The organism is Bradyrhizobium sp. WBAH42 (assembly GCF_024585265.1).
Classification (GTDB): domain Bacteria; phylum Pseudomonadota; class Alphaproteobacteria; order Rhizobiales; family Xanthobacteraceae; genus Bradyrhizobium.
In genome coordinates, this window is the sequence record NZ_CP036533.1 from 6,025,332 (window position 1) to 6,045,691 (window position 20,360).

20 protein-coding genes and 2 tRNA genes are annotated in these 20,360 nt (G+C 66.0%); 9 read left to right on the forward strand and 13 right to left on the reverse strand.

Translation table 11 applies throughout. The annotated features are described in order from the left end of the window. Positions 1 to 240 precede the first annotated feature (240 nt). A complete protein-coding gene (locus tag DCG74_RS28370; RefSeq protein ID WP_172783152.1) occupies positions 241 to 2,643 on the reverse strand; it encodes an ATP-binding protein in 2,403 nt (800 codons plus the stop codon). Positions 2,644 to 2,975: 332 nt separating this feature from the next. Between DCG74_RS28370 and DCG74_RS28375 the strand changes: the two genes are divergently transcribed. Next, positions 2,976 to 3,689: an ABC transporter substrate-binding protein gene (locus DCG74_RS28375; protein WP_172783151.1), complete on the forward strand. Its 714-nt coding sequence runs from the start codon at positions 2,976 to 2,978 to the stop codon at positions 3,687 to 3,689. Positions 3,690 to 3,700: 11 nt separating this feature from the next. On the opposite strand, the gene DCG74_RS28380 is transcribed toward DCG74_RS28375, so the two are convergent. Together DCG74_RS28380 and DCG74_RS28385 are read right to left on the reverse strand one after the other, a co-directional pair. Continuing rightward, a complete protein-coding gene (locus DCG74_RS28380) occupies positions 3,701 to 3,904 on the reverse strand; it encodes a hypothetical protein (RefSeq protein ID WP_172783150.1) in 204 nt (67 codons plus the stop codon). 27 nt (positions 3,905 to 3,931) lie between these two features. Then, a complete protein-coding gene (locus tag DCG74_RS28385) occupies positions 3,932 to 4,117 on the reverse strand; it encodes a hypothetical protein (RefSeq protein ID WP_172783149.1) in 186 nt (61 codons plus the stop codon). A 213-nt stretch (positions 4,118 to 4,330) separates the two neighbouring features. Between DCG74_RS28385 and DCG74_RS28390 the strand changes: the two genes are divergently transcribed. After that, positions 4,331 to 4,711 (forward strand): YciI family protein, encoded by a 381-nt coding sequence (locus DCG74_RS28390; RefSeq protein ID WP_172783148.1) that lies wholly within the window; start codon positions 4,331 to 4,333, stop codon positions 4,709 to 4,711. 4 nt (positions 4,712 to 4,715) lie between these two features. Here the strand turns inward: DCG74_RS28390 and DCG74_RS28395 are convergent, their stop codons facing one another. Then, entirely contained in the window at positions 4,716 to 5,306 is a 591-nt protein-coding gene (locus DCG74_RS28395; RefSeq protein WP_172783147.1) for a TMEM175 family protein, read from the reverse strand. Between the two features lie 121 nt (positions 5,307 to 5,427). On the opposite strand from DCG74_RS28395, the gene DCG74_RS28400 reads away from it, so the two are divergent. Together DCG74_RS28400 and DCG74_RS28405 are read left to right on the forward strand one after the other, a co-directional pair. After that, a complete protein-coding gene (locus tag DCG74_RS28400; protein ID WP_172783146.1) occupies positions 5,428 to 7,485 on the forward strand; it encodes an ATP-dependent helicase in 2,058 nt (685 codons plus the stop codon). A gap of 56 nt (positions 7,486 to 7,541) precedes the next feature. Further along, entirely contained in the window at positions 7,542 to 8,522 is a 981-nt protein-coding gene (locus DCG74_RS28405) for an NADPH:quinone oxidoreductase family protein (RefSeq protein WP_172783145.1), read from the forward strand. 48 nt (positions 8,523 to 8,570) lie between these two features. On the opposite strand, the gene DCG74_RS28410 is transcribed toward DCG74_RS28405, so the two are convergent. The 3 genes from DCG74_RS28410 to DCG74_RS28420 are packed head-to-tail and all read right to left on the reverse strand — an operon-like array spanning position 8,571 to position 11,694. Beyond that, positions 8,571 to 9,818, reverse strand: coding sequence for an amidohydrolase family protein (locus tag DCG74_RS28410; protein ID WP_172783144.1), 1,248 nt, complete (start codon positions 9,816 to 9,818; stop codon positions 8,571 to 8,573). Between the two features lie 17 nt (positions 9,819 to 9,835). After that, positions 9,836 to 10,339, reverse strand: coding sequence for a GAF domain-containing protein (locus DCG74_RS28415; protein ID WP_172783143.1), 504 nt, complete (start codon positions 10,337 to 10,339; stop codon positions 9,836 to 9,838). Continuing rightward, a complete protein-coding gene (locus DCG74_RS28420; RefSeq protein ID WP_172783142.1) occupies positions 10,336 to 11,694 on the reverse strand; it encodes an MFS transporter in 1,359 nt (452 codons plus the stop codon). The genes DCG74_RS28415 and DCG74_RS28420 overlap by 4 nt, the downstream gene beginning before the upstream one ends. 113 nt (positions 11,695 to 11,807) lie before the next feature. Between DCG74_RS28420 and DCG74_RS28425 the strand changes: the two genes are divergently transcribed. Beyond that, the gene (locus DCG74_RS28425; protein WP_172783141.1) at positions 11,808 to 12,731 is read left to right on the forward strand and encodes a LysR family transcriptional regulator; all 924 of its coding nucleotides are present in this window, start codon (positions 11,808 to 11,810) and stop codon (positions 12,729 to 12,731) included. Positions 12,732 to 12,866: 135 nt separating this feature from the next. Further along, positions 12,867 to 13,898, forward strand: a complete 1,032-nt coding sequence (locus tag DCG74_RS28430) for an LLM class flavin-dependent oxidoreductase (protein ID WP_172783140.1) — start codon at positions 12,867 to 12,869, stop codon at positions 13,896 to 13,898. A gap of 24 nt (positions 13,899 to 13,922) precedes the next feature. Here the strand turns inward: DCG74_RS28430 and DCG74_RS28435 are convergent, their stop codons facing one another. Then, positions 13,923 to 14,165, reverse strand: a complete 243-nt coding sequence (locus DCG74_RS28435; protein WP_172783139.1) for a GIY-YIG nuclease family protein — start codon at positions 14,163 to 14,165, stop codon at positions 13,923 to 13,925. Positions 14,166 to 14,260: 95 nt separating this feature from the next. After that, positions 14,261 to 14,346: transfer RNA gene (locus DCG74_RS28440), tRNA-Tyr, on the reverse strand. A gap of 207 nt (positions 14,347 to 14,553) precedes the next feature. Between DCG74_RS28440 and rlmB the strand changes: the two genes are divergently transcribed. Further along, complete coding sequence (gene rlmB / locus DCG74_RS28445; RefSeq protein ID WP_172783138.1) at positions 14,554 to 15,387, forward strand: 23S rRNA (guanosine(2251)-2'-O)-methyltransferase RlmB; 834 nt, start codon at positions 14,554 to 14,556, stop codon at positions 15,385 to 15,387. Between the two features lie 60 nt (positions 15,388 to 15,447). Here rlmB and DCG74_RS28450 read toward each other — a convergent pair whose 3' ends face one another. Together DCG74_RS28450 and DCG74_RS28455 are read right to left on the reverse strand one after the other, a co-directional pair. After that, the gene (locus tag DCG74_RS28450) at positions 15,448 to 15,942 is read right to left on the reverse strand and encodes a hypothetical protein (protein ID WP_172783137.1); all 495 of its coding nucleotides are present in this window, start codon (positions 15,940 to 15,942) and stop codon (positions 15,448 to 15,450) included. Between the two features lie 41 nt (positions 15,943 to 15,983). Then, positions 15,984 to 16,460: a hypothetical protein gene (locus DCG74_RS28455; protein WP_172783136.1), complete on the reverse strand. Its 477-nt coding sequence runs from the start codon at positions 16,458 to 16,460 to the stop codon at positions 15,984 to 15,986. Positions 16,461 to 16,743: 283 nt separating this feature from the next. Between DCG74_RS28455 and DCG74_RS28460 the strand changes: the two genes are divergently transcribed. Both DCG74_RS28460 and DCG74_RS28465 read left to right on the forward strand, forming a co-directional pair. Then, the gene (locus DCG74_RS28460; RefSeq protein ID WP_172783135.1) at positions 16,744 to 17,214 is read left to right on the forward strand and encodes a hypothetical protein; all 471 of its coding nucleotides are present in this window, start codon (positions 16,744 to 16,746) and stop codon (positions 17,212 to 17,214) included. A 168-nt stretch (positions 17,215 to 17,382) separates the two neighbouring features. Then, positions 17,383 to 17,457 (forward strand) — tRNA-Thr (locus DCG74_RS28465). A 375-nt stretch (positions 17,458 to 17,832) separates the two neighbouring features. On the opposite strand, the gene DCG74_RS28470 is transcribed toward DCG74_RS28465, so the two are convergent. Further along, positions 17,833 to 18,252: a GFA family protein gene (locus tag DCG74_RS28470; protein ID WP_172783134.1), complete on the reverse strand. Its 420-nt coding sequence runs from the start codon at positions 18,250 to 18,252 to the stop codon at positions 17,833 to 17,835. A 212-nt stretch (positions 18,253 to 18,464) separates the two neighbouring features. Then, the gene (locus DCG74_RS28475; protein WP_172783133.1) at positions 18,465 to 20,297 is read right to left on the reverse strand and encodes a PQQ-binding-like beta-propeller repeat protein; all 1,833 of its coding nucleotides are present in this window, start codon (positions 20,295 to 20,297) and stop codon (positions 18,465 to 18,467) included. Positions 20,298 to 20,360: the final 63 nt, after the last annotated feature.

Sequence of the window (20,360 nt, forward strand, 5' to 3'; positions counted from 1 at the left end):
TTCCGACTTGGCCGCCCCGCCCCTTAACAGCGGCGGGATCGCCGCCTATATTGGAGACTTCCGCAACCAACGAAAGGAGGTGATCCAGTGTCTTATCTCGAGCGCTGTCACCTCGCTGGGATCGCCCGCTAGGCTTCGATTTGGGCTTGGCATCGGGGCGCTCTCAGCCCTGGACCAGCGAGCAAGAAATCGGGCGCGACGGGGCCTCCCCGCCGCGCCTTTTTCGTCTGTCGGCGCGGCTCAGGCGGGCGGCTCGCCGGCAAGCACCTCGCGAATCTTCTGCGACAGCTCCGCCTTCCGGTATGGCTTGAACAGCAGCGCCACGCCGGGATCGAGATGTCCTTCGTGGACGATGGTGTTGTCGGTGTAGCCGGAGGTGTAGAGCACCCTCACGCCCGGCCGGCGGAGCCTGACGGCTTCGGCCAATTCATGCCCGTTCATGCCGCCGGGCATGATGATGTCCGTGAACAGGAGATCGAATCTGGCGCCCTGGTCGACCAGCGCCAGCGCGGACGCGCCGTCGCTCGCGGCAAGCGTGCGATAGCCGAGGCCGCCGAGTTGCGCGATGACATAGCCCTGGACCAGCGGATCGTCCTCCACCACGAGTATCGTCTCCTGCCCGCGCGGCGTGGCGGGCGCCTGAACCGGGGCCGTCCTGGCCACCGCCTCGCCCTTTGCCCGCGGCAGGAACAACCGCATCACGGTGCCGCGCCCCTCCTCGCTTTCGATCGCGACGGCGCCGCCGCTCTGGCGGGCAAAGCCGTAGACCATGCTCAGTCCCAGCCCGGTGCCGCGGCCGACCCCCTTGGTGGTGAAGAACGGCTCGAACACGCGCTCGCGAATGTCGGCCGGAATGCCGTGACCGGTGTCGCCGACCGCAACCATCACGAAGGCGCCGCGCACGCCCTCGCCGGCGGTCTCCGTGCCGTCGAGCTCGCGGTTCGCGGTCTCGAGGGTGAGCTTGCCGCCGCCCGGCATCGCGTCGCGCGCATTGACGGCGAGGTTGACGATCGCGGAGGACAGTTGCGACGGATCCACCATCGCGGACCAGGCCTCGTCGGCGAGCCGCGTCTCGATCTCGATTTGCTCGCCGAGCATCGGCTTCAGCAGCTTCGCGGTCTCGGCCACGAGGGCGTTGACGTCGATCTCGCGCGGCTCCAGCGGCTGGCGGCGTGCGAAGGTCAGGAGCTGCGAGGTGATCTCCGCCCCGCGCGCGGCTGCATCGTCGATCAATTGCGCGATCGCGGCGAGATCGGGCTTGTCCGCAAGCCCCTCCTGGATGATCTCGATCGTGCCGGTGATGACCGTGAGCACGTTGTTGAAATCGTGCGCCACGCCGCCGGTGAGCTGGCCGATCGCGTCCATTTTCTGGGATTGACGCAGCCGCTCCTCGATCTCGTGCTGCGCGGTAAGGTCGGTCGCGGAGCCGCGGTAGCCCAGGAAGCGTCCATCGGCGTCGAAAACCGGCTTGCCGTTGACGCTGAAATGATGCATCCGCCCGCGCGTGTCGCGTCCGCGATATTCGAATTTGCGGAACGGCTCGTGACGGTCCAGCGTCGCCAGATGCGCGCGCCATTTCTCGGGCTCGGTATCGCGATCGAGCGCCGTATCGGTGCGACGCGTGCCGAGCCGCACTTTGGGATCCATGCCGAAGGCAATCACCCGGTCAGAGAGGTAGGTGAAGCGGTGGTCCGGCCCGGTCTCCCAGAACCAGTCGGACGCGGTCTCGGCGTAGTCGCGGAAACGCTCTTCGCTCGCCCGCGCCTCCGCTTCGGCGCGCCGGCGGATGGTGAGGTCGCGCTCGAGATTGGCATTGGCCTCGCGCAGCTCGCCATAGGCCTGCTGGAGGTTCGCGCACATCGCATTGAAGGCCTCGATCACCTTGTCGAGCTCGTCGGCATCGGAGGGCGCCCGGCGCACCAGCCGTAACGGCGGCGGCGGTCGCGCCAGGTTGTACTTGCCGACGAACTCGGCGATGGCCACCAGATGCCGCGTCACCAGCAGATGGACCATGTAGATGATGAACAGCGAGACCAGGAACGTCTTCGCGGCCTGGCTCGCCAGAATGACCAGGGCCCGGTTCAGCAATTGCTGATAGACCTCGCTCAGCGTGGCCTCGACGTGAAGCACGCCGATCGGGCGAGCGGTCCCCTGCACGATGGTGTTCAAGGGATAGTCGCGCGTGACGATCGAACGCGTGCCCGGTTCGCCGACCGCGATGCGGATCGGATTGGGACGATCGGCAATCTCGCGCACCTCGGCGGCACGGAGATCGGGCAGCCGCAGGATACCTTCGAGCTGGAGCTTGAGTTGGTTCTGGTCGAGATTCCACAGGCTGTCGCCGAGACTGCCGGTCGTGCTGCGGCCGATCTCGTCGAGCCGCGTCTCGATGAGACCGACTTCTCGATTGTAGTCGAGATAGAGCTGCAGCGCGGTCAGCGTCAGCGTCACGGCCGAAGAGAACAGCAGCACGGCCGCGAGCAGCCGCGGCCCGACGCCGCTGCGCGACCAGTTGATGAAGCGTGCCGGCAGCGATGAGAGCGTCGACGGCGCAAGCGCGCCGATGTCGGTCAGACCCGGCTTCGCCGCCATCGGCGAGATGGCGTGGCTGCGCTTGGCGTCCTCGTCACCTGCGTTGGCCATGCACCATGTCCCCGAAATGGCGCTCGCTGCTGCGGTCGAGCGGTTGCAGTCTCGAGCAATCCATGGGTTGAGACGCCCGTCTCGTCACCCGATGCAAGCGACATCCCGTCGGCCCGCGAGCCCGAGGTCGGCAAGTCACGTCTTCCGCCCCGCAGCGGGACCGTGGGCAAGCTACCACTGCCCGTGCTAGAATGACATCGGTGAAAGTCCGGTAGGCTCGCGGCACGAGCGGGCAGCGATCGTTGCGGCCGGCGTGCAGGCGCCAACTCCCGGTAGATCGCGCCAGCATCCGGATGCCTGGGGTAGCGATGCACGGCCGAAGGAGACGCCTGATGTGGCGGCTAGCCGTCGCCTGCCTGTCGCTGCTCGCCGCTGATCCTGCGTTGGCGCAGGACACGATCCGGCTGGCGCGCATCGCCGACATCCCCGATCAATATGTCGGCGGCGAGATGCTGCGGGCCGTCTACGCCAAGCTGAACATCAGGCTGGAGTTCGAGGACGTGCCTGGCAAGCGCGCGCTCGCATTGTCGAGCGCCGGCGAGGTCGACGGCGAGATCCAGCGGATCGGAACGCTCTCGCGCGAGTACCCGACGCTGGTCCAGGTCACGCCGGCGATCAACTACATCGAGCCGGCGGTGTTCGCGACCAAGCTCCGGTTCGAGGTCGCAGGTTGGGATTCGATCAAGGATTACAGCATCGGCATCGTCCGCGGCGTCGGCTCCTCGGAAGCCGGCACACGCGGCATGGCCCGCGTCACGGCGACTAGCAGCCTCGAGAACATGGTCAGGATGCTCGATGCCGACCGTTTCGACGTGATGGTCACCGACCTCTTCAGCGGGCTCGCCACGGTGAGGAAACTCAATCTGCAGGCCAGGATCTACCCGCTCTCCCCGCCGCTCGAGCGCATCCACATCTACCACTACCTGCATGAACGCCATCGCGATCTGGTGCCTGAGGTTGGCAAGGTGATCGCTCGGATGCAGGCGAGCGGCGAGCTGGCCTCACTGCGCGAGGCCCTGGTCAGGCAGGTCTTGAGCGGGCAATGACGAATGCTGCGTCAGCCGGTGCGAAGCCGCTCGCGCAGCGCGACCGCGGCGATCAGCATGCCGACGCACCAGGCCACGACCGCGCGGTGCGGCTCCTCCCCGAGCAGCACCGTGAGCAGGCTCGTCAGAAGGCAGGGGACGATGGCCTTGCAGGTCCGGCTCGTCAGCGCGAGCAGGAACGGCATCGCCGTGATCGATATCTGCAGCACATCCATTTCGAATGCCGGTCCTGCCGGGAGGCTTCAGAAACCGAAGATGCTGAGCACGCGCCGCCGTTTGCCGCGCCGACTCTCGACGATCCGCTCGCCGCCGTTCTCGGCGGAGCTCCCGTAATAGCGGTGATGGCCGGCCTGATCGTGCAGATCGGCCGGCTCCGACTGTCCCGCCCGCCGCGCGTCGCAGATGATCTTGATGGTTTGACCCGACATTGCCGCCTCCAGCAAAAGCTTGTTGTTCGTGGTTCATCAGTCGCGGCCTGTTCCGGCGGCGTTCACATGGCAAGGCCGCAATTGGGTTTCAGGATGGTTTCGCCGCTTGCCGGCCACGCAATATTCTGCTTCGGGAGTGTCGGCAGGGGCTGCCGTGCTGCGTCCTTGGGACTTGGATAAAAACCACGCGCAAAAGAAAAAAGAGAGGTGACGATGCTCTACGCGATCCTGGCCTACCACGTGGAAGACGAAGTCCTGTCCTGGACACCGGAGCAGGACGCCGCGGTCGTCGCCAAAGTCATCGAGGTTCAGGCGCCCCTGCGCGCCAGCGGCCAGTTTGGACCGGCGGCCCGGCTCGATGAGACCCGGAAGGCCCGCACCTTGCGTGGCCCCGGCGCGGGAATGGTGCTGGACGGGCCGTTTGCCGAGACCAAGGAGCAGCTTCTGGGCTTCCATTTGATGCAATGCGCCACCGAGGAGGAGGCGATCGCAGCGGCGCGGAAGCTGCGTGCGGTCAATCCGACGGCGGTGTACGAGATCCGCCCGGTCAAGCTTTACGTGCCGGCCGATGGGTTCGGCGCGACATCCGGCTAAAGTCCTACGCGCCCGGCTCGGTCCGGTTGGGAAGGAAGCGCTGGATCACGATGCCGCCGAAAGCGACGAACCACAGGAAGGGTGCGGCCTGCGGCGCGAACGCCGCAACGATCGTGCCCGGAATGAACACCAGCAGCGGAAACAGCGAGGCCATGATTTCGTTGCGCCAGCCGCCGAGGATCGTCCACCACAGCCAGGCGTTGAGGCCGGCGATCGCGGTCAGATGCAAGCCGTAGAGCACGGCGACGGCGTTGCTCATGCCGTAATTGGTGTAGAGGCCGTTTGTGACAGGCAGCAGCACGATCGAGAGCAGGAAGAACAGGTTGAGGATCACGTCGCCGCGGCTGCCGATCGGCTGGCGCGCCAGCCGGCGATGATGGCTGATCCAGAACACGCCTGCGATGATGAAGCTCAGCGCAAGCCCGGCCAGCTTGCCGGAATAGATATGGGCGAGCTCGCTCCAGCCGGGGGCGCTGGTGAACACCGCCGCCTTCGGCAGGTCGTAGGCCAGCAGCGTCATGGCGACACCGAAAATGGTGTTGCTGAGCGATTCCAGCCGCCGCATCTCGAACTGGTCGGGCTTGAGCTCGGTCATCTCGCCATGGGGTGCTGGAACCTAAGGGCCTCTTCCCCCTAAATCCTAATTCCAGTCCCGTCCAGCCGCATTGCGCTTCGCGCCGGGATCGCCGAGTCTCTTCCTTTCACCGGGGCGATTCGTGGCGACATATCTGGACACGCTCAATGCGGAGCAGCGCCGCGCCGTCGAGCATGGCGTGGCCGAGGTCTCGACCGTGGGCGGCCCCCTGCTCGTCATCGCCGGTGCCGGCTCCGGCAAGACCAACACGCTGGCCCACCGCGTCGCGCATCTGATCGTCGCGGGCGCCGATCCCCGCCGCATCCTGCTGATGACGTTCTCCCGCCGAGCCGCCGCGGAGATGGCCGGCCGGGTCGAGCGCATCGCCCGCAAGGTGCTGGGCGAGAACAACGCCGCGATCATGCGCGATGCGCTGACCTGGGCCGGCACCTTCCACGGCATCGGCGCGCGGCTGCTGCGGGAATATGCCGAGCGGATCGGCGTCGATCCCGCCTTCACCATCCATGACCGCGAGGATTCCGCCGACCTGATGAACCTGGTGCGGCACGAGCGCGGATTGTCGAAGACCGAGAGCCGCTTTCCCGCCAAGGGCACCTGCTTGTCGATCTATTCCCGCTGCGTCAATGCCGAGATGGAGATCGAGAAGGTGCTCGCCCAGCATTATCCCTGGTGCGCGGGCTGGGCCGCCGAGCTGAAGGGCCTGTTCACCGCCTATGTCGAGGCCAAGCAGGCCCAGCACGTGCTCGATTACGACGATTTGCTGCTGTACTGGTCGCAGATGATGAGCGATGCGCTGATCGCTGAGGAGATCGGCGGCCGCTTCGACCACGTGCTGGTCGACGAATATCAGGACACCAACCGCCTGCAATCCTCGATCCTGCTGGCGCTCAAGCCCAATGGGCGCGGCCTCACCGTGGTCGGCGACGACGCGCAGTCGATCTACTCGTTCCGCGCCGCCACCGTGCGCAACATCCTGGACTTTCCGCAGAGCTTCTCGCCGCGCGCGGAGATGATCACGCTCGACCGCAATTACCGCTCGACGCAAGCAGTGCTGTCGGCGGCGAACGGCGTCATCGGCCTCGCCCGCGAGCGCTTCACAAAGAATCTCTGGACCGACCGCACGTCGGGCAGCAAGCCGCAGCTCGTCACCGTGCACGACGAGGCCGACCAGGCGCGCTACATCGTCGAGGCGGTGCTGGCCAACCGCGAGCAAGGCGCGCTGCTCAAGCACCAGGCGGTGCTGTTTCGCACCTCCTCGCATTCGGGTCCGCTGGAGATCGAGCTGACCCGCCGCAACATCCCGTTCGTGAAATTTGGCGGGCTGAAATTTCTCGATGCCGCGCATGTCAAGGACGTGCTGGCCCTGTTGCGCTTCGCCGAAAATCCGCGCGACCGCGTCGCCGGCTTTCGCATCCTGCACCTGCTTCCGGGCGTCGGCCCGGCGACCGCACAACGCGTGCTCGACCAGATGGCGGAGAGCACCGACCCGCTTGCGGCGCTCGGCCGGCTGCCGGGGCCGGCGCGCACCGGCGAGGACTGGACCAGCTTCGTCCGGACGGTCGAAAACCTTCGCTACTCGGAATGGCCCGTCGACCTCGAACGGGTGCGGCTCTGGTACGAGCCGCATCTCGATCGCATCCATGAGGATGCCGAGACGCGCCGCGCCGATCTGATGCAGCTCGAGCAGATCGCGAGCGGCTATGCCTCCCGCGAGAAATTTTTGACCGAGCTCACGCTCGATCCGCCGGATGCGACCAGCGACAAATCAGGTCCACCCTTGCGCGACGAGGATTATTTGATCCTCTCCACCATCCACTCCGCCAAGGGCCAGGAGTGGAAATCGGTGTTCGTGCTCAACGTCGTCGACGGCTGCATGCCGTCCGATCTCGGCGCCGGCACCAGCGCCGAGCTCGAGGAGGAGCGCCGCCTGCTCTATGTCGCGATGACCCGCGCCAAGGACGATCTTCACCTCGTCGTTCCGCAGCGCTTCTTCGTCCACGGCCAGGCCGCCAAGGGCGACCGCCACGTCTACGCCTCGCGCACCCGGTTCATCCCGGAGCAGCTGGTCTATTTGTTCGAGCGCACCGCCTGGCCGAAGGCAGCGGCGGGCGCCGCGCGCACCGCGGCGCAGGGGCCGAAGATCGACATCGGGGCAAGGATGCGCGGGATGTGGCGGTAGACACAAGAGGCTAGTGTCGGGACCTGTCAGGATATCTGGAACAACCGAGGTCCGACATGAAAGCCGTCGTCGTCGAGCAATACGCCCCCATCGATCAGATCGAGCTGAAGGACATCCCGCCCCCGTCCATGGAGCCCGGACAGTTGCGCATTCGGGTGGAGGCAGCGGGAATCGGATTTGTCGATGGCTTAAAGATTCAAGGCCTCTATCAAACCAAGGACCCCCTTCCCTTCATCCCCGGAACGGAGTTCGCAGGGATCGTGGACGAAGCCCCGGGCAGGCCGGGAGGTTATCAACCCGGCATGCGCGTGATGGGGATGACGCGCTCGGGCGCGCTTGCCGAAGAGATCGTCGTCACCCCCGCGGCGCTCTATCCCCTGCCGGACGGCGTCGCGGCCGAGGTCGCCGCCTCGTTTCGCGCCAATTACCTGACCGCGCTCTATGCGCTCAGTGCACGCGCCTCGCTCTGCGCAGGCGAACAGCTTCTGGTGCTGGGCGCCGCCGGCGGTACGGGAGTCGCGGCAGTCCAGATCGGCAAGTTGCTCGGCGCCCGCGTAATCGCAGCGGCATCGACACCGGACAAGCGCGAGTTCGCGCAACAACACGGCGCCGACGCTGTGATCGACTACACGCAGACCGGCTGGCGCGACAAGCTGAAGGAATCGACTGGAGGACACGGCGCCGACGTGATCTTCGACCCCGTCGGTGGCGACGTCTCGGTGCAAGCCTTTCGCTCCATCGCCTGGCGCGGACGCCATCTGGCGGTTGGCTTCGCCGCCGGTGCCATCCCCGCGCTGCCGTTCAATCTGCCGCTGCTGAAAGGTGGCGCCCTGCTCGGCGTCGACCTCGCGCAGCTTCCAACGCGCGAGCCCGAGTTGCAGAAGCGCCTGATGTCGGAGCTGACGGGCTGGCTGGCCGAGGGCAAGCTGAAGCCTGTGGTCGGTCGTGTCTTTGCGCTGGACGATTTCCGGGAAGCGTTCAGGACCATGCAGACGCGTGGGGCGCTCGGTAAGATGGTCGTGCGCATCTCGAAATAGGAGCCGAAGATCGACATCGGTGCGAAGATGCCCGTGATGCGGCGGCAACTACGCGCCCAGCCGGTCGAACTGGACCTTGCCTGCCTTCATCACCAGCGGGATGTGCTCGCCCTGACCGAGCAGGCAGGCGACGTCGCGCAGCGGATTGCCGTCGACCACCAGCAGGTCCGCGATGGCTTCGGGTGCGATCCGGCCGAGCTTGCCCTCCATGCCGAGCACTTCGGCGCCGATCAATGTCGCGCTGGCGATGACGGCGCGCGGGCCGAGGATCTCGGCGCGAATGCGGAATTCGTCGCTCTGCAGGCGCTGCGACGGCCCGAGCAGGTCGCTGCCGAACCCCATCTTCACACCGGCGTCGCGATAGATTGCGAGCGAGCGCAGCCCGGCGTCGCGGACATCGGCGATCTTGGCGACGCTCTCCGGCGGCAGGCCATATTGGGCGCCCTCGTTGGCCAGCGCCTCATAGGTGACGAGCGTCGGCACGACATAGGCGCCCTTCTCGGCCATGAAACGCGCGGTCGGCGCATCGACCAGATTGCCGTGCTCGATGGTGCGCACGCCGCAGCGGACCGCGCGTTCGATGGCCGCAGCGGTATAGGCGTGGGCGAGCACATAGGTCTGGCGCCCGCGCGCCTCCTCGACGATGGCGCGGATCTCGTCCTCGGAGTAGCCGAAGGCGCCGACCGGATCGGTCGGCGAGGCGACGCCGCCGGAGGCCATGATCTTGATCTGGTCGGCTCCCATCTGCAGCTCCTCGCGCGCAGCCTTGCGCACGCCGTCGACACCGTCGGCGACGCGCGCCAGCGCGCCGACCCGCACGCAGCAGGGACATGGCGCATCGCTGGCGAGGTAATCCGAGCGTGCCCGCATGTCGCCGTGGCCGCCGGTCTGGCTGAGCGCGCGGCCGGAGACGAACAGCCGAGGACCGTCGGTCAGGCCGGTGTCGATCGCCTGCTTCAGCGCGTGGCCGGCGCCGCCCGCGTCGCGCACAGTGGTGAAGCCCCGCCGCAGCATGCCGCGCAAGAGCAGCGTCGAGCGCAGCGTCACCAGCACGTTCGGCATATGCACCTGCTGCGCCAGATTGAGCTCGACGGCGATGGCGTGAACATGCAAATCGATCAGCCCGGGCATCAGCGTCTTGCCTTTGAGGTCGATGATGCGATCTGCGCTGGCCTGGAGCGGCCGGTGCGAGACCTCCTTGATCACATCGTCCTCGACCAGCACGTGCTGTCCCTCCAGCAAATCCGGCTGGAGCGGGTCGAGCAGAGCGGCGTTCTTGAAGAGGATGCTGGTCATGGTCGTTTCCTGTCAGGTCAGGACGAAGTCGCTGTCAGCAGCGCGGGCAGCGCGAGCTGTGCAAAGGGAAGGCACGCGGCGACATCATCTTCGCCGTACCAGCCCGCCTCGTGAAGCAGATTGAGCGAGCCGAGCGTGCGCCCACGCCAGCGCACGGGGATGTTCAGCACGCTCTCGCAGCCGAGCGAGGCGATCAGCTCGTGATCGGAGAACACGGTGCGCAGATCATCCCGCGTATAGCCGATATAGGCCTCGCCGCGGTCCAGCACGGCCTCGGTCCACGGGCCCGGTGCAAGGCACTTGCGTCCGCCAGCCGGGTACGCACCAGGCAGATTGGAGTAGAGCCGCGCCAGTTCGCTGGCCGCCTTGTCATAGGTCAGGACCGTGAACAGCTTGTGCCCGATCGCCAAGTTCAAGCCTTGGTCGAGCGCAGCGAATAGAGCATCCGGCTGGTCCACCCTGCCCTGCGCCGCCGCGACGGCGCAGAGCAGCGGATCGGCCTTAAATTTCGTCCGCGTCATGCCACCTCGCCCGCCGCGATCTCCTCCAGCGAACGGCCGCGCGTCGGCACGCCCATCAGCACGACGGTGACAGCCCCGAGCAGCAGCACGGTGGTTGTGACTCCGAACACGCCGGCAAAGCCGAAGTTCGGATAGAGATAGCCGACCAGGATCGGCGAGACGATCGCGCCGATGCGACCGATTGCGGAAGCGAGCCCGGCGCCCGTGGTCCTGACCGGCGTCGGGAACACCTCGGCGGTATAGGCATAGACGCCCGCATAGGTGCCGTTCATGAAGAAGGACAGGAAGATTCCTGCCGCCATGATTTGTTGATCGCTTTGCGCGAAAGCGAGCCCGAGCGCGCTGATACCGCCGAGCACCATGTAGGTCGCGATCGTCGCCTGCCGGCCGATGCGCTCGTTGAAATACGCGGCGCTGAAATAGCCGGGGATCTGCGCGCAATAGATCGCGATCGAATAGGCGAAGCTCTTGGTGATGCTCATGCCGTTCTGGACCAGCAGGCCCGGGATCCAGACGAAGAAAGAGTAATAGCTGAAGGTGATCGCCAGCCACATGATCCAGGTCATGATGGTGATGCGCGCCTGGCGGGGCGCAACAAGCGCCGCGAAATTGGCCAGCAGCGTGCCAGCGGTCCCGGTGGGTGCCGCGACTTCGACGACCGGCGGCGGCAGGACACGGCCTTCGCGCGCAAAGCTCGCCTCGATCCGGTCGAGCACGGCTTCGGCTTCCTTCTCCCGTCCCCTGCTCTCCAGCCAGCGCGGCGATTCCGGCAGCGCCCGGCGCCACCACAACAGCATGACGACGGGCACCGCGGTGATCACCAGCACGATGCGCCAGCCGTTGTCGGAGGTGGGAACGATGAAGTAACCGAGCAAGGCCGCGGCAACGAAGCCGAAGGAGAAGAAGCCCGCGAGCGCCCCGGTGAAGCTGCCGCGATAACGCCGCGCCACGAACTCCGCGAGATAAGGCGCGATGATCGCGCTCTCCGCGCCGGTGCCCATGCCGGCCACGACGCGCGCGGCGAAGAAGGATGGCCATGTGTCGACCATCGCGCTCACGATCGATGCGGCGCAATACAGCGCCAGCGCCGACATCATCACCGCGCGGCGGCCGATCAGGTCGCCCAGCGTGCCCGCCAGCAACGCCCCGAACAGAAAGCCGATATAGGTGCTGCTGCCGAGCACGCCGATCTGCACGCTCGTCAGATTCCACGCCGTGCGCAACACCGGCAGGATGAAGGCCAGCACCGCCGCGTCCATCGCGTCGAACATGTAGCCGAGCCCGCCCATCAGCAGCAGATGCGTGTGGAAGCGTGCGAAAGGAAGGCGCTCGATGCGCGCCGATATCATCGACATGAAAGTCCCCCTCTGATGTCACGGGCCCCGGCGCGCCGCTCGGGAGGGAACCATAGACAAAGTGACATTATCGTCATAATTTATAATCATGATCTGATATATCACGATGGTGAATGTCCGTGTCGTTCCGCGCGCTCGACCTCAACCTCCTGAAAGTGTTCGAGGCGCTGATGACCGAGGGCAGCGTCACGCGCGCCGCGAATGCGTTGCGGATGACCCAGCCCGCGGTCAGCAACGCGCTCGCGCGGCTGCGCGATGCGCTCGGCGATCCCCTGTTCGTGCGGGCCGGCACCGGCATCCGCCCGACCCAGCGTGCCGTGGTGCTGTGGGAGCCGATCGGCGAGGCACTGGAAAGCGTGCGCGGTGCACTCGACGAGCAGGTATTCGATCCTGCACGTGCGCAGACCGAATTCAGCCTGTCGATGTCGGACTACGTCTCCTCGCTGGTGATGCCGAACCTGCTCGACCATCTCGGCAAGGTTGCGCCGAAGTCGCGCGTTCACACCGTGCCCAATACCGTCGTCGAGATCGCCGACCAGCTCGAGGACAACAGGGTGGACTGCGTGCTCAGCGTCTATGTCAACGAGGCGCAGCAGCCGGCCGCCATCCGCTCGCGCTCGCTGTGGACGGTCGACTATGCCTGCTTCATGCGGCGCGGCCATCCGCTCGCCGCCCAGAAACGGCTGAGCACGCGCACCTTCCTCAACGCTGGACATGTCGACGTGAGCCTCGCCGGCAAGACCATGCCGTCCTACGACCTCTTCCTGGCCTCGCGCGGGCTGTCGCGCAATCTCGTCGCGACCGTCAATCATTACAGCGCCGCCTACGAGGTCGTGCGGCAATCTGACCTGATCGCGGTGCTGCCGAGCGATCTGCGCTCGCAATCGAGGCATGCACCGCTTCTGCACGCCATGCCGCTTCCGCTCAAAGCGCCGCCACGCATCGTCAGCCTGTTCTGGCACCAGCGCAACGACACCGTGCCGGCGCAGCGCTGGCTGCGCGAGACCCTGGTCGAGATGTTCGCCAGATCCGATTGAGCCCACCGGTTCGATGTAGAATCGGAAACGTTGCCTTTCCCGGATCAGCATTGTCGAAGCCGCCTCCCCGCCCTAGCTGCACCGCAACTATTTCCCTCCCATAAGGGCCTGTCGCGCCCCGCAGAGACCTCATCGATGACCACACCGCTCGAATTCGGACTGGATACCTTTGGCGACGTCACCAAGAACACCTCAGGCGCCCTGATCTCGCATGCGCAGGTGATCCGCAACGTCGTCGATGAAGCGGTGCTGGCCGACGAGCTCGGCCTCGACTTCATCGGCCTCGGCGAGCATCATCGCGCCGATTTCGCGATCTCCTCGCCTGAAACCGTGCTCGCGGCGATCGCATCGCGCACCAAACGCATCCACCTCGGCTCGGCGGTGACGGTGCTGTCCTCGGACGATCCCATTCGCGTGTTCCAGCGCTTTGCCACGCTGGATGCGGTCTCGAACGGACGCGCCGAGGTGATCCTCGGCCGCGGCTCATTCACCGAATCCTTCCCGCTGTTCGGCTTCGACCTCCGCAAATATGAAGAGCTGTTCGAGGAGAAGCTCGATCTGTTGGCCGCGCTCTTGTCGCAGCAGCCGGTCACCTGGCAAGGCAAGCTGCGTCCGCCGCTGCGGGATCAGCTGGTCTATCCGCCGGTCGAGAACGGCACGCTGAAAACCTGGATCGGCGTCGGCGGCAGTCCGCAATCGGTGGTGCGCGCCGCGCATTACGATCTGCCCCTGATGCTCGCGATCATCGGCGGCGATCCCGCCCGCTTTGCGCCCTATGTCGAGCTCTATCACCGCGCTTTCAAGGAGTTTGGCCGGCCCGCACAGCCGATCGGCGTGCATTCGCCGGGCTATGTCGCCGAAACGGATGCGCAGGCGCGCGAAGAACTCTGGCCCGACTACAAGGCGATGCGCGACCGCATCGGCAAGGAGCGCGGCTGGCCGCCGATGGGACGCGACGAGTTCGTCCATGAGGCCGAGCATGGCTCGCTCTATGTCGGCGCGCCGGAAACGGTGGCGCGCAAGATCGCGAAGACCGCCAAGGCGCTCGGCATTTCGCGGTTTCAGTTGAAGTATTCGGCGGGACCATTGCCGCACGAGAAGCTGATGCGGAGCATCGAGCTCTACGGGCGGAAGGTGGTGCCGATGGTGCGGGAGATGATGGGGTAGTGGAATGTTCGTCTTCGCTTTCGCTCACCAGAGTCTCTTCTTCGCGAACGCGTGGCCCGAACCCGACTTCAAATAACGCTCGAAGGCTCTCGCCTTGTGCAAATCCGAGAAGGCCACATAGGCCACCAACTTCCAAGGCATGAATCTGGAGGTATGCGATGATTTGCCTGCGTTATGATCCGCTAGCCGCTTTTTGAGGTCCGTAGTCAGGCCAATGTAGCGCTGGCCTCCGAAAGCTTCGCTCTCCAGAAGATAGACATAGTGCATGGACGCCGCCCTCCTTCGCCAAGGCTTCGGAGGGCATCCTGCTTCGCGCAGTGGAAGGCTGCAAATCCTGCGAAGCGCGTTAGCGCGAAGCAGGATGGTGGGGGAGGCAGGACTCGAACCTGCGAAGCCATGAGGCGGCTGATTTACAGTCAGCTCCCTTTGCCACTCGGGACACTCCCCCGCTCGACGGCAGCACAATCGGGCCGGACCTTGCCGGCGGACCGAAGACGGCCATGGAACGTGAAGGCCGCGACAACCCGGATCGGGGCGCGACCGGGCGCGTTTATGGGCGAAGCGGTGGGGCAAAGTCAACCGAGGCAAGCAGCTAAAATCGCCCTCACAAGCACCGAAATTGCCATATTCCGGAACCCGTGACAGAAGCGAGCCCATGAAGGATCGAAAATTCGGCCCCAAGGGGGCTCGCGGCGGGGCTAAGCCCTTCAACAGACCCGGAAAATCGGCTGGCCGACCGGCTTGGCGCGACCGTGATTCGCACGGCGACGGCCCGGTCATTCTCTACGGCTGGCACACCGTCACCATGGCGCTCGCCAACCCGCGGCGGCGGATCCGCAAGCTGACGCTGACCGAGAACGCCGCAAGGCGCCTTGCGGAAGAGCACATCGAGACGCGGGTGGCGCCCGAGATCGTGCGGCCCCAGGAGATCGACCGGCTGCTGTCGCCCGACGCCGTGCACCAGGGCCTCCTCGCTGAGGCCGATCCCCTGCCCTCGCCCGAGATCGAGACGTTGACGCAGGACGGCATGGTGCTGGTGCTCGACCAGATCACCGATCCCCACAATGTCGGTGCCATCCTGCGCTCGGCCGCCGCGTTCGCGGTGAAGGCGATCGTCACGACCGCGCGCCACAGTCCGGAAGCGACCGGCGTGCTGGCGAAGGCAGCCTCCGGCGCGCTCGAGCTTGTGCCTGTTGTCACCGTGCAAAATCTCGCCCGTGCGCTGACGGCGCTGAACGAGCGCGGGTTCCAGACTGTCGGCCTCGACAGTGAAGGCAGTGAGGATATCAGCGACGTCGCGCTGCGCGAGCCGCTTGCGCTCGTGCTGGGCGCCGAAGGCAAAGGCCTCAGGCAATTGACCCGCGAAACCTGCAGCGTCGTGGCGCGGCTCGACATGCCCGGCGAGATCAAGAGCCTCAACGTTTCGAATGCTGCAGTGCTCGCGCTCTATGTCGGCGCGAGCCGGCTCGGGCTGATGAAGCGCTCCTAAAACAAAACGCCCGTCCGCGTCACGCGAACGGGCGCCTCGCTAGTATCAACCGATCAGAGATCAGTAATAGCGGCGCAGCACGCGGTGACCGCCATAATAGTACGGCGCGGCGCGGCGGGCATAGCCGTAGCGGGGGCCGTAGTGCACGCGCGGCAGGTAGCCGTAGCGGGGGCCGTAGCCGTAGCGATACGGACGGAAGTACGGGCGGCGATAGGGATAAGCGGCCGGCGGCGCGACCGCAGCGGCACGATAGCCATAGCCGTAGCCGTAATTGGCGGGCGCGACGACCGCGTCCTCGCGGTAGGTCGGATACGGCGCGAAGGCGCCCGGACCCGTATAGGTCGGGCCCTGGTTGACGTAGTAATACTGCGTGGTCGGCTCGGCGAGACGCTCATAGGCGGCGTAGCCGTAGCCATATCCGCCGCACCCGGTGTTGCAGCCGGTATAGACCGGCGCCACCGGCGCGCACGTGGTGAAGCCGCAGGCCGCGGCCGGCGCGGTGGCGGCGAACATCACGGCAGCTGCCGCGACCAGTCCCGAAATCATCTGACGCATTATACTCTCCTGTTGATTTCCGTTTTTGGTTGTCACGTTTCTCAACCCGGCGGCCTGCCGGGTATCTCTGTGCGCGGCCGCGGAGGCCGAGGACGGTCGTTGATCTCGGGCGCGTAGATCACCGGCGGCGGATCGACGGGCGGGTCCATCTGCGCCGGCAGCGGCGCGGACGAGGCACCCCAGCTCTGGTGATAGCTCTCGGCGGGCTTGGGCAATTTGCGGTTCGCCGGCGGCTCGACCTCGAGCCGGCCGTAGCCCGGCCGCAGGCCGAGCGTCGGATAGTAATGGCCGACGTCGTCGGGCTGCCGCTCGGCGATATAGCGTCCGCCATAGATCGTGGGCTGCACCTGCTGGCCCTTGCCGAGACCCCAGGTGCCCTCGACGACGGCATAGGACGCGTCGATGTTGTTCATGATGACAGGCACGCCGGGACGGCCGGGCACGACAATCTCGAAGCCGCCGGCAAACGCCGTCGCAGGCAGTCCGATCAGAAAGGCGGCGAGCGCCACGGCACGCATGAGGAGACCCCGGTTATCCGGGCGCAACCTAACCGATCGCGACGCAGAGAGGGTTAAGGCCTGCTCACCAAATTCCGGTAAGCCTAACGTGCAAGGATTGCACGCCGCTCAAATGCTGCACGGCGAGCTAGCGAAGCGTTAACGGCGCGGAACCGCGCGGCTGGAACAGCGCACGCTGCTCACATCGGTTTGACGCTGCGCAGTCGAAAAATCCCAGGGTTGCATCGGAACGTCCTGCGCCGTCGGCGTTTAGCTCCTGTCAACAAAATGGGAGCGAACAACCATGACCATCAAGCTTCTCGGGGCCACGGCGATCGCAGCGACCATGCTGGCAGGCTCTGCCATGGCGCAGACCGCCGTCAATAATCCACGCTGTTCGGCGCAATTCCCCAACGCCAACTGCCAGACCCTCGGCCCCGCAAAGGCATCAACCGATAGCGGCTACCGCCACCGTCGCATGTCCTATCGCCAGACCAACCGCGATTGGAATAACGACTGGAACAGGAGCCCCACCGGGTTCTGGCCGACCGACGTCGCGGCCGGCGTCGCCGGCGCCGCCATCGGCACTGCTGGTGCGATTGCCACCGCCCCATTCCGCGCTTGGGACAATTCCTACGCCTATGACAATTCGTGGGACCGCGGCTGGAACAATCGTAGCTGGGACACCCGCACCTATGCCCAGCGCAACGGCTTCGTCTGTACGCCCGGCACCTGGTTCAAGGGCGCAGACGGCCGCCGGCACATTTGCCAGTAAGGCAGCTTGAGCCGAACACGACATCGGGCGGCCCACGAGGCCGCCCGTTTCACGTCTTGCGCTGGTGACCTCCCGGTTCTGGCACTTTCCGATCAAGTCTGGTATTGCGGCGCGCACGGGTGGACGGCCCCGGCGCAAGCCGAGCTCCGCCCCTGCCTCCCAGGCGTCGCCGGCTTAGCTCAGCGGTAGAGCAGCGGTTTTGTAAACCGAAGGTCGGGGGTTCAATCCCCTCAGCCGGCACCATTGGTTGAGCCGACACCCGTCGTGGCCTGACGCAAGAACCAAATCGTCAGTTCGGCGTTTCCTCGTTCACCATAGAGCCGTCTCGCGGAGGTCTAGTGATGGACCCGAATGATCGGACAGCCTTAGTCTTAGCCGCTGTCGGCTTGGCCATCGCCATTGTGGTTGCATCGACAGTCACGCTAGAGCACGTCAATACCCGTACGGCCAGCAGCGACGCACCTCCCGGAACGGTAGGACTCGCCAGGCCTCATCCGCCGCTGGACCGTGCTCCTGGTGAGGCGATACAGACATCAGGAGCGCCGTCCAACGCAAATCATCGGCAGCGGCCTTGACCGAACGCCGGCCGCGCCGGCATCAGCGCTCGAACCCTGTGCCTCAGCCTGAACTCTTGCGCGCGCTGCTCTGTTCGAAATGCTCGACAGCCGAGCCGCCGATCTCGACCCAGCCATGTTTCGACTGCTCGAACACCGATCTGACCGGGGCCGGAAAATCCGGATCTGCGATCGCGCCAACGGCAACGCCGATCATGTCAGGCAGATTGTCGGCTTGCCAGTAGACCGTCGAGCCGCAGTCGGGACAGAAATATCTGCAGACCTTGCCGCCGCTCATCGCGGTTCGGACATACGACTTGGATACTCCAGAGATCGTGACGGTCTCTGCGGCATAGAAGGCACCGACGCCGAACGGCGCGCCGGTTCGTCGCTGACAGTCGAGGCAGTGACAGGCAACGACGAGGCGCGAGGGTCCCGGAAGCGACAGCGAAAGCGCGCCGCAGCTGCATCTGGCATCGATCATCGAATCTGATCTCCCTCATTGGCTGGCTGCGAATTGAAAAGGTTACGTTCGCGCTCAACCTCCGTCATTGCGAGCGCAGCGAGGCAATCCAGACTGCCTCCGCCGAAAGACTCTGGATTGCTTCGCTGCGCTCGCAATGACGCGTTCGCGGCGGTAACCTCAATCCGTCTGCAAACGCGCTGCAGCGCGTCCGGGACACCGCGGCGAGATTGTCACTCCGTCCCGGCCTCGAATGCCAGCAGCACGTTGCCGGCGACGCCGCTCCACTGGCCGTAGCCGGAATTGGTGTAGAGCATGCCGCCGGCGATGACGGGACCGGGGCCGTCGATCGCGCCGCCGTGGGCAGGGACCCCGTTCACCGCCTTGAAATCCCGCGCGGTGTCGAACTCCCAGAGCAGCTTGCCGTCGGTGGCGTAGGCGCGCAGGAAGCCGCTGACGCTGCCTGAGAACACGACACCCGGGATCAGGCTCACCGCCGCCGAGAGCGCGGGGCTGCATTGCGGGCGATCGCCGCAGGCGACCGGCGGCACCTCCATCACGACTCTGCCGCTGGCAAGGTCGAGCCCGAACAGGCCACCGCCTTGCGTGGCATCGAGCTGCCGCGTGCCGTCGCGCTTGAAGCGCACGTCGGAGTTGGCGACATAGATGCGCTCGCCGTCCGCAGCCGAACCCCATTCGCTGCCGCCGAGCGCACCGCCCTTCCCGATCCGGGTCTGCCACAGGATCTTGCCGCCATCGTCGGGATCGAGCGCGTGCACGACGCCGGATTTCTGCGCGATGGCGAGAATGCGCCTGCCGTCGCGCAAGGCGACGAGGATCGGCGACTGGCCGAAATCGTGATCGGGCCCGGGCTGGTCGGGACAATTGGTCTTGTCCATGCTGAAGCAGGCGACGACGAAGGCGTCCTTTGGCGTCGCCTGCTGCGTCCAGAGCAGCTTCCCGGTTGCAAGATCGAACGCAAGGATCGCATCGGCGGTCGCGGCCGGCGGATTCGAATAGGAATTGCTGGTCGCCACATAGACCGCGCCGCGCTGGACATCGATCGTCGGCGCCGACCAGATGGCGGCGCCGGATGGTCCGAACAGCTGCGTGCCCTTGGCATTCTTGCTGGTCGGATGCGGCATCTCGGGGATCGTGTACGCCTGCCAGATCATCTTGCCGGTCGCGGCCTGCAACGCCACCACGCTGCCGCGGAAGGTGCAGCATTCGTAGGAGGCTTGCGAGCCGGCGGCTTCCTCGAGCGAGGACACCGGCACGTAGAGCACGCCGGAATGCAGCGTCGGCGCGCCGGTGATGCGTGCGGCGGCATGCTCCTCCACCTTGGCCTTCCAGATCAGCGCGCCCGTCAGCGCGTTCACCGCATAGACATTGGCGCGCAAATCGCCGAAGAAGATCGCGAACTGATCGGAGCCCGGAAGCGGCGCAAAGCTGATCGCGGCGCGCACCGCCGCATCAAGCGCCAAGGTCCACAGCGTGCAGCCGCTTCGCGCATCGAGCGCGTGGACCTTGCGATCAGTGCCGCCGATGAACAGCATCCCGCCCACGATGGTGGGCGGCGCAAACGACACCGAGGCGCCGGGAAAGGCATAGGCCCATTTCAGCCGCAAATGCGGCACCTGCACCGCGGTCAACCCGGCCATGTCGGCCGGCTGGAAGCGGCTGTTGCTGGCGTCAACGCCCCAACCGTTCCAGCGCGGACCGTCGAGGGCTTGCGGAAAGCCGCCCGCCTGCTGCACGCAGCGGCCCTCCGCGTCGGCGGCGGCGCTGCCCGTCGGCATCTTGCCGGTCACGAACGAGGCGATCGCGCGGCGTTCGGCATCGCTGCGGTCCTTTGCCATCGCCGCCATGCTGCCTGTCGTCAACGTCCCCAGCACGTGGTCGAACGACATCGCCTGCAGGGCGGCGCGACCCGGCATGCGGGACTGCGCATCGCCGTCGTGGCACTGCGCGCAATGCGCGGCATAGAGCGCGGCGCCTTCCTGCTGCGCCAGCGCCGGCGCGCCGCACCAGATCAACAACGCGGCCAAGACGGCACGTATGCTCATGGTGGGCTCCGGCTATGCGAGGGGAGATCGCTTCACGCAACCAGAAGTCTATCCCCGGCGCGA